This window comes from Leifsonia williamsii, from assembly GCF_030433685.1.
Classification (GTDB): domain Bacteria; phylum Actinomycetota; class Actinomycetes; order Actinomycetales; family Microbacteriaceae; genus Leifsonia; species Leifsonia williamsii.
In genome coordinates this window covers 1,195,614-1,208,496 of the sequence record NZ_JAROCF010000001.1, presented here as the reverse complement: position 1 = coordinate 1,208,496, position 12,883 = coordinate 1,195,614, and the positions used below count along the sequence as shown (strand labels likewise).

Below are 12,883 nucleotides of genomic sequence, written 5' to 3'. Positions count from 1 at the left end.
TACGACGGCGCCGGCCTGTACTGGGAGACCTCGGGAGCTCCCGACGGCGTTCCGGCGGTCTGGCTGCACGGAGGTCCTGGCTCCGGTCTCGGCGCGGGCGGCTACCGGAACCGGTTCGACCCGGCGCAGAACCTCGTCGTCGGACTCGATCAGCGCGGGTGCGGCCGCAGTCGTCCGCTCATCGTCGACGACCTCGGCTCCCTGCCCGGGCTCACCACCCAGCGCCTGATCGCCGACCTGGAGGCGCTCCGCGAGCACCTCGGCATCGAGCGCTGGATCGTCACCGGCGCCTCGTGGGGCAGCACGCTCGCCCTCGCATACGCCGTCGCCCACCCGGAGCGCGTGATCGGGGTCGTCGCGTTCGCGGTGACGACCACCTCCCGCGACGAGGTCGACTGGATCACGGAGGGCGTCGGCCGCATCTTCCCGAAGGCGTGGGCCGCGTTCGAAGCCGCCTCCGGCCGCCACCCGGGCGAGCGCGTCGTGGAGGCGTACGCCCGGCGCCTCGCGGACCCCTCCGAGGAGGCCGCCGACGACCGCGCCCGCGCCGCGGACGCGTGGGACGCCTGGGAGTCGACCCACGTCTCCCTCGACCCGGCCTGGCAGCCCGGCCCGCTGCACGAGGACTCGGTGCAGCGCGCCGTCTTCGGGACACTCGTCACGCACTTCTGGGCCCACGACGCCTTCCTGCCCGGCGACGAGGCGATCCTGGCGCGCACCGACCGGCTGGCGGAGGTCCCGGTCGTGCTCATCCACGGCCGTCACGACGTCAGCGGTCCGGTGATCACGGCCTGGCGGCTGCACCAGCGCCTCCCGCACAGCGAGCTGCACGTCGTGGAGTCGGAGGGTCACGGCGGCCCCGTCGCGGTCGAGCTCACCCGGGAGGCCGCCGCCCGGCTGACCGCGGAGGCCGCTCGAAACGTCCGCGACATCCCGGACGCCTAACCTGACCGGCATGAGCGTCACCATCGCCCGCGCGGACTTCGCCGACCCCACCCTCGCCGCCTTCCTGCAGGCGCACCTGGACGACATGGAGCCGACCGCGCCTCCCGAGAGCCGGCATGCGCTCGACCTGGAGGAGCTGCAGGGCGCGGGCGTTCGCCTGTGGACCGCCACGGTCGATGACGCGATCGTGGGCACCGCGGCGCTCGCGGCCCTGGAGCCGGCGCACGAGGAGCTGAAGAGCATGCGCACCGACCCCGAGCAGCGCGGCAAGGGCATCGCCGCGCAGCTGCTGGCCTTCGTGCTGGAGGACGCCCGCGGCCGCGGCGTCGCCCGCGTCTCGCTCGAGACGGGAGCCATGGACTTCTTCGCGCCGGCGCGCCGCCTCTACGAGCGGGCGGGGTTCACACCCAGCGGACCGTTCGGGAAATACACCGACGACCCGCTCAGCGCGTACTACACGCTGGAGCTCTGACCTCGGTGCGTCACCGCTCCTGACACGACGACGCCGCCCCTCCCGTCGTGCAGGAGGGGCGGCGGCGTCATGCGCGGGGAGGCCGGATCAGCTCTCCCGCGCGCGGCGGCGGATCAGCAGCAGCACACCGCCGGCCAGGAGCAGGGCCAGGGCCCCGAACCCGAACGGGAGGGCGTCCAGACCGGTGTGCGCGAGCATGTCGAACACCGGCGCCTGCTCGGTCGCCGCGACCATGGGCTGCCCGCCGGAGGGGAACGCCTGCGGCGGCAGCGGCACGGTGACCGTGTTGCTCCCCGCCTCCAGCGGCGTCTCCTCGTGCGTGCCGTGTGCGAAGGCGGTGTTCACGACCGAGCCGCGCGCGACATCGTCGGGGGTGAGGGCGTAGGTCGCCGTCGCCGTGACCGCCTGCCCCGGCTCGAGCCGCCCGACCGCGCCGGGCCACGCACCGAACTGGAGCGGGCTGATGCCGTCGAGCGGGTCGCTGATCGACACGCTGGTCAGCGGAACGGTTCCCGTGTTCGTCACGACGAACGTGAAATGCACCAGGTCGCCGACCTGCCCGAGCGCGCCCTCGGCGAGCGAACCGGACTTGGTCAGGTCCATGCCCGGCGTGCCCGCCTGGAGCGGCACGCCCGCCAGCGGAACCGCCGCGTGAGCCTCCGGCGAGGTCACCGTGCTGCCCGACGGCGCGCGCCCCGTCGCCGTGGCGACGTTGTCGACCGAGCCGGCCTCGACGTCCGCCGCTGTGACGATGTACGTCGCCCGCGCCGTCGCCGACTGCCCCGGCGCCAGCACGCCCGCGGCGCCCGGCCACGAGTACACCGGAACCGACATCCCGGTCAGCTGGTCGCTGATGGAGACTCCGTCGAGCGTGACGCCACCGGTGTTCGTGACCGAGAAGGTGTACTCGACCGCGTCACCCGCCGAACCGTCGGAGTCGGCCGAGAAGACCGCGGTCTTCGTCAGCGCCAGCCCCGGCGTCGGGTTCAGCGGCACCACCGCCTCGGCGGGAGGCGTGTCGACGACGTCGCCGCGCGGCCCGGTGCCGACACCGGTGGCGAGGTTCGTCACCGAGCCCGCATCGACGTCCGCCTGACTGATCGTGTAGGAGGCGGTGGCCGTGGCCGACTGCCCCGGCGCGAGCACACCGGCCTCGGCGGGCCACGCGTAGTCGAGTGCAGACATCCCGTCGAGCTGGTCATCGACGGCGACGGAGGTCAGCGTCACGCCGCCGGTGTTGGTGACGGTGAACGTGTACCGCACCGTGTCGCCGGCTCCGCCGGTCGCACCCGGCGCGAGCGCCGCCTTCTTCACCACGGCCAACCCGGGCGCAGGATCGAGCGACACGACGGCCTCCGCCGGCGTGGCCGGCACCGTCTCGCCCTGCGGGGTCTTCCCCGTCGCGGTCGCCGTGTTGGCCACCGCCCCGGCATCCACATCCGCCTGGGTGAGCACGTAGGTCGCGGTGCCGGTCGCCTGCTCGCCCGGCGCGAGGATCCCCGCGGCGCCCGGCCACGTGTAGACGATCGCGGACAGGCCCGCGAGCCCGTCGGTGACGGTCACCGAGGTGAGCGTCACCGTTCCGGTGTTCCTCATCGTGAACGTGTAGTCCACCGTGTCACCGGCCACGCCGGTCGCTCCGGCGGCGAGGGCACTCGACTTCGCAAGGGACAGCGCCGGCGTGGGAGCCAGCGGGACCACCGTCTGCGCCGGACCACCCGGGACGCTGTTCCCACGCGGGTCGGTCCCCGACGCCGAGGCGACGTTGAGCACCGAACCGGCATCGACATCCGCCTGCGTCACCGTGTAGCTCGCCGTCGCGGTCACAGCCTGGCCGGGGGCGAGCACCCCGACCGAGCCGGGCCACGCGTACTGCAGCGCCGACAGTCCCGCCAGCTCGTCGCTGATCGTCACCGCGGTCAGCGTCACCGTGCCCGAGTTCGTCGCGGTGATCCGGTACGAGACCGAGTCACCCGCGGCACCCGTTGCACCGGCGGCCAGTGCGCCCGTCTTGGTGACGGTCAGCGCCGGCCGGCCTGCGACGGGCACGACGACCTGCGCGGGAGGCGCCTCGATCGTGGACCCGTCAGGCGCCGAGCCGGTCGCCGTGGCCACGTTCGTGACCGAGCCCGCATCGATGTCCGCCTGCGTCAGCGCATACGTCGCCGTCGCCTGGACCGAAGCCCCCGGAGCGAGCACGCCGGCCGTCGCCGGCCATGTGTACGTGATCGCGGACACCCCGGCGAGCTGGTCACTGATCGACACACCGGCGGCGGTCGCCGTGCCCGAGTTGGTCACCGTGAAGCGGAACGTCACCGTGTCGCCCACCGCGCCCGTCGCACCGGCAGCGAGAGCACCGGTCTTGACCAGCGTCAGCGCCGGAGACGCATCCACCGGAACCTCGACCTGCGCCGGCGGCGCCGTGACCGTGGAGCCGGTCGGCGTCTTCGCGCTCGCGGTGGCGGCATTCTTCACCGACCCCGCATCCAGGTCGGCCTGCTTCAGCGTGTAGGACGCCGTCGCCGTGGCGGACTGACCCGGAGCCAGCGTCCCAGCCGCAGCCGGCCACGTGTACGTGATCGCCGACAGGCCGGCCAACTGGTCGCTGATCGACACACCCGTAGCGGTCACCGAACCACTGTTGGTCACCGTGAAGGAGAACTGCACACGGTCACCCACTGCACCGGTCGCGCCGGGCGCGAGCGCTCCGGTCTTGACCAGCGTCAGAGCCGGAGACGCATCCACCGGGACCTCGACCTGCGCGGGCGGCGCCGTGACCGTGGAGCCGGACGGCGTCTTCCCTGTCGCCGTGGCGACGTTCTTCACCGAGCCGGCATCCAGGTCCGCCTGCTTCAGCGTGTACGACGCGGTCGCCGTGGCGGACTGACCCGGCGCCAGCGTCCCAGCCGCAGCCGGCCACGTGTACGTGATCGCCGACAGGCCGGCCAGCTGGTCGCTGATCGACACACCCGTCGCCGTCACCGAACCGGAGTTCGTCACCGTGAACGAGAACTGCACACGGTCACCCACGACACCGGTCGCACCGGCAGCGAGAGCACCCGTCTTGACCAGTGTCAGCGCCGGAGTCGCCTGCAGCGGCACACTCACCTGCGCCGGTCCCGTCGGGATCGGAGACCCATCGGGCGCCTTCCCAGCGGCGGTGGCAACGTTCAGCACCGACCCCGCATCGACGTCGGCCTGGCGGACCGTGTAGGTGGCGGTGCCGCTGGCCGACTGCCCGGGGGCGAGCGCCCCGGCGGAGGCCGGCCAGGTGTACGTGATCGCGGACAGGCCGGCCAGCTGGTCGGTGATCGCGACCGACGACGCGGTCACGGAGCCCGTGTTCGTGATCGTGAACCCGAAGGTGATCGCGTCGCCGGCCTTCCCGGTCGCGCCCGCTGCGAGCGCGCCCGTCTTGGTGAGCGTCAGCGCGGGAGCCGGCGTCACGGGCACGACCGCCTGAGCAGGGGCGCCATCGACGGGTGAGCCGTCAGGCGCCGTGCTGTGAGGCACCGCGACGTTGGTCACGCGGCCGGCGTCGATGTCCACCTGCGTCAGGGCGTAGGTCGCCGTCGCTGTCACCTTCTGCCCGGGCGCGAGGGTCCCCGCCGCGCCGGGCCAGGAGTAGGCCAACGCCGAGACGGCCGGCAGACGGTCCTCGATCGTGACGGCGGTCAGCGTGGTGGTGCCGGTGTTCGTCGCCGTGAAGGCGAAGTTCACCGCGTCGCCGGCCTTGCCCGTGGCGCCGGCCGCGAGCGCGCCGGTCTTGACGAGCGCGATCGACGGGGCGCCGGTGAGCGGCACGTCCGCCTGCGCCGGGTCGGAGTCGACCGGGTCGCCCGACGGGTCCGTGCTGGAGGCGGTGGCGATGTTGGTCACCTTTCCGGCGTCGACATCGGCCTGCGTCAGCGTGTACGAGGCGGTCGCGGTCGCGGTCTGCCCCGGTGACAGCGCACCGGCGGCACCCGGCCAGCTGTACGTGATCGCGGACAGGCCCGGCAGCTGGTCGGCGATGGACACAGCGGTCAGCGACACGGATCCCGGGTTGGACAGCGTGAACGAGAAGCTCACGCGGTCGCCGGCCTTACCGGTGGCGCCGGCCGCGAGCGCACCGGTCTTGGTCAGCTCGAGCTTCGGAGCCTGGCCGAGCGGCAGCTCGGCCGAGGACTCGTTGCTGTCCACCGAACCGCTGCTCCTCAGAAGCGAACGGCCCGACTTCCCCAGCAAGTCGCCGTGGGACACAGCGGTGTTCCACACGCCGCCCGCGTCGACATCGGACTGCTTGATGACGTAGGTCGCCGTGGCGACCACGCTCTCACCCGGCTTCAGGATGCCGGATGCACCGGGCCACGTGTATGTCATGGCCGAGAGGCCGTCGAGCGGGTCGACGATCACGACGTTCTTCAGGGTGAGCGCACCGGTGTTGGTCGAGGTGAACCGGTAGGTCACCACGTCGCCGGCACTGCCGCCGGTCACGCTCGCGATCTCCTTGTGGAGACGCAGCGTCGGCGTCGCCCCCAGCGGAACGGTCGCGGGCGCCTTGCCACCATCGACGGCGCTGCCGTCCGGCGCCGTCCCGGTGGATCCGGCGACGTTCGAGACGGCCCCGGCATCGGCGTCCGCCTGGGTGACGGTGTAGGTCGCCGTGGCGGTGACCGTCTGTCCCGGCTTTAGCGTGCCGGGCGTTCCCGGCCAGGTGTACTTCAGCGCGGAGAGGCCCGGCAGCGGGTCGCTGATGACCACGTTCTTCAGGGTGGTGGCCCCGGTGTTCGTCGCCGAGAAGGTGTAGTTCACCGTGTCACCGGCCTTGCCCACCTGCCCCGACGCGAGCGCGGCGGTCTTCGCGATGTTGAGCGACGCCCCGTGCGGCAGGGCCACCGTGGCCGGCGCCTTGCCGCCGTCGACTGGCGAGCCGTCCGGCGCCCGGCCGCCGGAGGCCGCGATGTTCGAGATCGACCCGGCGTCCACATCCGTCTGCTTGACCGTGTAGGTCGCGGTCGCGGTGACCGTCTGACCCGGCTTCAGCGTCCCGGCGACTCCCGGCCAGGAGTAGCTCATCGCCGAGAGCCCGGGCAGCGGGTCCGCGATCACCACCTCGGTCAGAGTCGTCGGCCCGGTGTTCGTCGCCGAGAAGGTGTAGTTCACCGTGTCGCCGGCCTTGCCGGACTGTCCCGCGGCGATCACGCCCGTCTTGGTGATGTTCAGCGAAGCACCGTGCGTGAGCGGCACGGTCGCGGGGGCCCGGCCGCCATCGACAGGCGAACCGTCCGGGGCCGTGCCCGTGGAGGACGCGACGTTCGAGACCGCGCCGGAGTCGACGTCCGCCTGCTTCACCGTGTAGGTCGCCGTGGCGGTGACCTTCTGCCCGGGCTTGAGCACCCCGGCCGCTCCCGGCCAGGTGTACGTGAGCGCGGACAGCCCCGGCAGCGGGTCGCTGATCACGACGCCGGTGAGCGTCGTCGGACCCGTGTTCGTCGCGGAGAACGTGTAGTTCACCGTGTCGCCGGCCTTGCCGGACTGCCCGGCGGCCAGGGCCGCCGTCTTGGTGACGTTCAGCGAGGCGTCATCATCGAGCGGAACCGTCGCCGGCGCCTTGCCGCCGTCGACCGGGGAACCGTCCGGAGCCGTGCCCTTGGACGAGGCCACGTTCGAGACCGAGCCGGCGTCGACGTCCGCCTGCTTCACCACGTAGGTGGCCGTCGCCGTCACCTTCTGTCCGGGTGCGAGCACGCCGGCCGAGGCCGGCCAGTTGTACTCCAGCGCGGACAGTCCCGGCAGCGGGTCGGTGATCGTCACGCCGGTCAGGGTCGTGGGACCCGTGTTCGTCGAGGTGAACGTGTAGGTGATGGTGTCGCCCACCTTGCCGGTCGCGCCGTCGCCGAGCTTCGCGACCTTGGTGACGTTCAGGGAGGCGCCCGCCTTCAGCGGCACCGTCGCCGGCGCCTTGCCTCCGTCGACGTTGCTGCCGTCCGGAGCGCGGCCCGTCGACGCGGCGACGTTCGAGACGGCGCCGGAATCGACATCCGCCTGCTTGACGGTGTAGGTCGCGGTCGCGTTGACCGTCTCACCGGGCTTCAGCGTGCCGGAGGCACCCGGCCACGTGTAGACCAGCGAGGACAGCCCGGGCAGCGGGTCGGTGATCTTGACGTTCGTCAGCGTCGTCGGACCGGTGTTGGTCGCCGAGAACGTGTAGTTCACGGTGTCACCCGCCTTGCCGACAGCACCGGGAGCCAGCGTCGCGGTCTTGCGGATGTTGAGGGATGCGGTGTTCGTGAGGGGCACCGTCGCGGGTGCCCGCCCGCCGTCGACCGGGGTGCCGTCCGGCGCCTTGCCCGCCGACGCGGCCACGTTGGAGACCGAACCGGCATCCACATCCGCCTGCTTCACCGTGTACGTCGCGGTGGCGGTGACCTTCTGCCCCGGAGCGAGCGTGCCGGGCGTTCCCGGCCAGGTGTAGACGAGCGCGGAGAGTCCGGGCAGCGGGTCGGTGATCGTGACGCTGGTGAGCGTCGTCGGACCCGTGTTCGTCGCCGAGAAGGTGTAGTTCACGGTGTCGCCGGCCTTGCCCGTCTGGCCGGTCGCCAGCTTCGCGGTCTTGGTGACGTTCAGCGACGCGGTGCGGTCCAGCGGAACGGTCGCCGGAACCTCGTTCGACGTCACAGGGGCACCCGTCGGGGTGGTCCCGGAGGCGACGGCGACGTTGGACACGGAGCCGGCGTCGACATCCGCCTGCTTGAGCGTGTAGGTCGCGGTGGCCGTCGCGGTCTGACCGGGCTGGAGGACGCCGGCCGCACCGGGCCACTGGTAGGTCAGAGCGCTGAGCCCGGCGAGATGGTCGCTGATGGTGACCCCGTTGACGGTGACGCGGCCCGTGTTGGTCACGGTGAAGGTGTACTGGACCTTGTCGCCCGCCACACCGGTCTGGCCGGGCGTGAGGACGGCACGCTTCGTCAGCGTGAGCTCAGGCTTCACGTTCAGCGGCACGGTCGCCTGAGCCGGCCCGGACGGCACGGAGGCGCCGTTCGGAGCGCGCCCCGTCGCGGTGGCCACGTTGTTCACAGATCCCGCATCCACGTCCTTCTGGGCGATGGTGTACGTCGCGGTCGCGGTCACGGACTGACCGGGGACGAGGACCCCCGCCACGCCGGGCCACTGGTAGGTCAGCGCCGACATGCCGGCGAGCTGGTCGACGACCGTGACGTTGGTCAGCGTCTGGGTGCCCGTGTTCGTGGCGGTGAAGGTGTACTCCACCCGGTCACCGATCACGCCCTGCGCGCCGACCGCGAGCTTCGCGGTCTTCGTCAGCGAGAGCTGCGGGCTCCCGGTCAGCGGGATCGACACCGACGCCCGACCGCCGTCCACCGGAACCCCGGAGAGCGTCGTTCCGGCGGCAGACGCGGTGTTGTCCACGCGCCCGGCGTCGACATCCGCCTGCGTGATCGTGTAGGTCGCGGTCGCGGTCGCCTTCTGTCCCGGCGCCAGCTGGCCCGGCGTCCCCGGCCACTGATACGTCAGCGCTGACAGTCCGGCGTGCGGGTCGCTGATCGCGACGTTCTTGAGCGTCACGTCACCGACGTTGGTGGCGCTGAAGGTGTAAGTGACCAGGTCGCCCGCCTTACCGGTGGCGCCAGGCGCCAGCGCGGCCTGCTTGGTCATCGTCAACGCCGGCTTCGGGTTCAACGTCACCGTCGCCGGGGCCTTGCCGCCGTCGACCAGCGCGTTGCCCGGGTCCCGGCCGGTCGCCGTGGCGACGTTGGAGACCGCACCGGCGTCGACATCGGCTTGCGTCAGCCGGTACGTGGCGGTCGCGGTCACGGACTGTCCCGCCTGCAACGATCCGGCGGCTCCCGGCCAGCTGTAGGTCAGGCCCGACAGACCCGGCAGCGGGTCCGCGATCGTCACTCCAGTCAGGGCGACGTTGCCGGTGTTCGTCGCGGTGAACGTGTAATTCACCAGGTCACCGGCCTTGCCGGTCGACCCGGGTGCGAGCGCGGCCTGCTTGGCGATCGAGAGGCTCGGCGCCTGGACCACCGTCGTGGTCACCGTCGAGGAGTTGTTCGGCGTGTACGGGTCCTCGTCGACACCGGACACCGTCACCGTGTTCGCGATCTTGGTGCCGTTGGTCGCCGGTGCCGTGGCCGACAGCCGGATGGTGGACGACGCGCCGGGGGCGAGCACGGACTGATCGGCCAGGATGGCGTTGGTGCAGGAGATGTCCGCGAGCGTCGACACTGACCCGTTCTGTGACACGGAGCAGCCCGGTGGAGCGATCGCACAGACGAGGTCGCGCCCGTTCACCGAACAGCCGGCCGGGGCGCTGACGATCGAGACGTTGGACATGCTCGACGGGACCGCGTCCTTGACGACGAAACCGTGAGAGTCCCACTGACTCAGGTTGGAGACGGTGATGTCCCAGGTGAGGGCGCTGTTCCCGGGCACCGAGGCGGGGCCGGTCTTCTGCACCCGGAGGTCGACCTGCGGAATCAGGACCGATGCGATGAACTGCCCGGCGGGCGCCGACAGCAGCGGGCAGACGGTCGTCGTCCAGGGGATCACGATCGCCGCACGGTAGTAGACGGTGAAGCTGTAACTGGAGATCTTGCCGCGAAGCTGGATCATCCCCATCTGATCCGTCGTGGTGCGGTTGATGCAGTTGTTGGAGTCGATGGCGCTCTGCGGCAGCGCCCACGTGGCGGTACCGGTATGAGCCCAGCCGCCGCCCGGCTCCTGGAGCGTCGTGAGCGAGCTGCTCGTCGGTGCGGAGCCGTTGACGTTCGACAGCGCTCCGTCGTACCAGCCGCTGATGCAACCGCGCGACGTCGACTCGGTGGTCGACCAGTAGCGGCCGGTACTGAAGCCGAACGGGACGATGGGGTCGATGAGCGGCGTCTTGAGCGTGACCGTGTAGGTGAAGGTCTCGCACGTCGTGATCTGCTTGAGCGCCCTCCCCCTCATGCAGTCGTAACCGCCGTTCGTGTGCGACGCCACCGTCGACGAACCCCACTCGGCGACGTCGACCGGCTGCTGGGAGGAGCTGACGGAGAGGGTGGCGCCGGGTAGCGAGGCGAGGTTGCCCGGGAGCGTGCCGGAGGCCGTCGTGCTTCCGGTCTTGGTCCACGAGATGTCGTCGGTGTTGGGAAGCGACATGTCGGCCATCGCCGCGTTGGCCGGCACCAGCACGGTGAACAACACCGCCAGCATGGCGATGACCGCGATGATCGGCCTGCGTCGGCGGCGCCTCGCGCCCTCCGGGCCTCGGGTGGCAGCAGGTGCGGGGAACAGGCGGAGCGAGCGCGAGCCGTCCATGTCGTCCTCTCGGGTGAAGGGACGACAGAGCGCAGGGGTCGGTCAGGTCGTCCGCAGGATGTGAAATGCAACCTGCAGAATATGACCCTCGAATGCGTGCCGAAACGGGGTTCGGGCGAATTACGTGGCGGTGGGCCCAACCGTACGTGGACGGGTACCGGACAGCGCCTCCGCGATCGTGGCCGGCACCGTCTCGTCCTGCAGCGACGTCGTGTCGCCGAGGGGGCGGTCGTGGAAGAGGTCGACCAGCAGGCGGCGCATGATCTTGCCCGAGCGGGTCTTGGGGAGGTCGCCGACGACCACGATGTGCTTGGGCTTCGCGATGGCGCCGATCTCGCGGGCGACCTGCTCGCGCAGGTCCGCCTCCGTCGGCGTCGCGGCGCCGGGCACGACGAACGCCGCGACCGCTTGGCCGGTCGTGTCGTCGCCGACACCGACCACCGCCGCCTCCGCGACGCCGCTGTGGGCGACGAGTGCCGACTCGATCTCGATCGTGGAGAGCCGGTGGCCGGAGACGTTGATCACGTCGTCGAGGCGGCCCAGCAGCCAGATGTAGCCGTCGGCGTCGATCGCTGCGCCGTCGCCCGCGAGGAAGTAGCCGCGGTCGGCGAACGGCCTCCAGTAGGAGTCGCGGTAGCGCTCGGGGTCGCCCCAGACCGTTCGCGACATGGCCGGCCAGGTGCCGTCGATGACGATGGAGCCTCCCGAGCCGCGGGGCACGTCGTCTCCGCGCTCGTCCACGACGCGCACGGTCACGCCCGGGATCGCGACGGTCGCCGATCCCGGCTTGAGCGCGGTCGCGCCCGGCAGCGGCGCGACGATCGCGGCGCCCGACTCCGACTGCCACCAGGTGTCGACGACGGGCGCGCGGCTTCCACCGATCCGCTCGTGGAACCACACCCACGCCTCCGGGTTGATCGCCTCGCCGACCGTGCCGAGCAGCCGGATGCTGGAGAGGTCCCAGCCGTCGCCCGGGCCCTCCGGGAACCAGGTCATGAAGGTGCGGATCAGCGTGGGCGCCGTGTAGTACGTGGTCACGCCGTAGCGCTCGATGATCTCGAAGTGGCGCCCGCGGTGCGGGGTGTTCGGCGTGCCCTCGTAGATGATGGAGGTGGCGCCGTTCGAGAGCGGCCCGTAGAGCACGTACGTGTGCGCGGTGACCCAGGCGAGGTCGGCTGTGCACCAGTAGACGTCGTCCGGCTTCGCGTCGAAGAGCGCCCAGTGGCTCCAGGAGGCCTGGGTCAGGTAGCCGCCGGTGGTGTGGACGACGCCCTTCGGCCGCCCGGTGGTGCCCGAGGTGTAGATGATGAACAGCGGCGTCTCGGCGTCGAAGGCCTCTGCCTCATGGGTGTCGGGTGCGGTGTCGACCACGTCGTGCCACCACACGTCGCGGCCGGGGGTCCACGGGATGTCCGGCGTGAGGTCGCCGGTGCGGCGCACGACGAGGACGTGCTCGATCGCGTTGTCGCCCGCGACAGCGGCGTCGGCGTTCGCCTTCACCGGCACGGCCGCGCCGCGCCGGAACTGCCCGTCGGAGGTGACGAGCAGCTTCGCGCCGGTGTCCTCGACCCGGAAGCGCAGCGCCTCCGCCGAGAAGCCGCCGAAGACGAGCGAGTGGATGGCGCCGATGCGGGCGATGGCGAGGGTGATCACGACGGTCTCGGGGATGACCGGCAGGTAGACGACGACGCGGTCGCCCTTCCCGACGCCGAGTGCGGTGAGGGCGTTCGCGGCCCGCGCGACGCGGCGCTGCAGCTCCGCGTAGGTGATCGTCTCGGTGTCGCCGGGCTCGCCCTCGAAGTGGAGGGCGACGCGGTCGCCGTTGCCGGCCTCCACATGGCGGTCGACGCAGTTGTACGCGGCGTTGAGCCTCCCGCCGGCGAACCACTCCGCCTGGGGGACGGTCAGCTCGCCGTCGTCGCCGACCGTCGCCGGCTGCCACGTGTGGGCGGTGCGCCAGGGCTCCGCCCAGTCGAGGCGGGCGGCCTGGCGCTCCCAGAACGCGACCGGGTCGGCGGCCTCGTCGTAGACGCCCGCGTCGACGTTGGCGGCGGCGGCGAAGGCGGCGGAGGGCGGGTAGACGCGGGACTCCCGGCCGAGGTTCTCGATCGCGCTGGTCACCCTGACGACGCTATCCGGGAGGCGCGGGGAGCGTCTTCC

The 12,883-nt window shown here is 71.7% G+C and carries 4 protein-coding genes; 2 read left to right on the top strand and 2 right to left on the bottom strand.

Going from position 1 to position 12,883, the window contains the following annotated elements; genetic code table 11:
• Positions 1-15: 15 nt before the first annotated feature.
• Together P5G50_RS05645 and P5G50_RS05640 are read left to right on the top strand one after the other, a co-directional pair.
• Positions 16-945 (top strand): alpha/beta fold hydrolase, encoded by a 930-nt coding sequence (locus P5G50_RS05645; RefSeq protein WP_301210645.1) that lies wholly within the window; start codon positions 16-18, stop codon positions 943-945.
• 10 nt (positions 946-955) lie between these two features.
• Positions 956-1,417, top strand: coding sequence for a GNAT family N-acetyltransferase (locus P5G50_RS05640; RefSeq protein ID WP_301210357.1), 462 nt, complete (start codon positions 956-958; stop codon positions 1,415-1,417).
• Between the two features lie 87 nt (positions 1,418-1,504).
• Here P5G50_RS05640 and P5G50_RS05635 read toward each other — a convergent pair whose 3' ends face one another.
• Both P5G50_RS05635 and acs read right to left on the bottom strand, forming a co-directional pair.
• A complete protein-coding gene (locus tag P5G50_RS05635; protein ID WP_301210356.1) occupies positions 1,505-10,723 on the bottom strand; it encodes a DUF7507 domain-containing protein in 9,219 nt (3,072 codons plus the stop codon).
• Between the two features lie 120 nt (positions 10,724-10,843).
• Entirely contained in the window at positions 10,844-12,844 is a 2,001-nt protein-coding gene (gene acs / locus P5G50_RS05630; protein ID WP_301210355.1) for an acetate--CoA ligase, read from the bottom strand.
• Positions 12,845-12,883: the final 39 nt, after the last annotated feature.

Bases quoted from the DNA above. Each gene is read 5' to 3' on its own strand.
- P5G50_RS05640 (WP_301210357.1), top strand. From the start codon at position 956: ATGAGCGTCACCATCGCCCGCGCGGACTTCGCCGACCCCACCCTCGCC.
- P5G50_RS05635 (WP_301210356.1), bottom strand. From the start codon at position 10,723: ATGGACGGCTCGCGCTCGCTCCGCCTGTTCCCCGCACCTGCTGCCACC.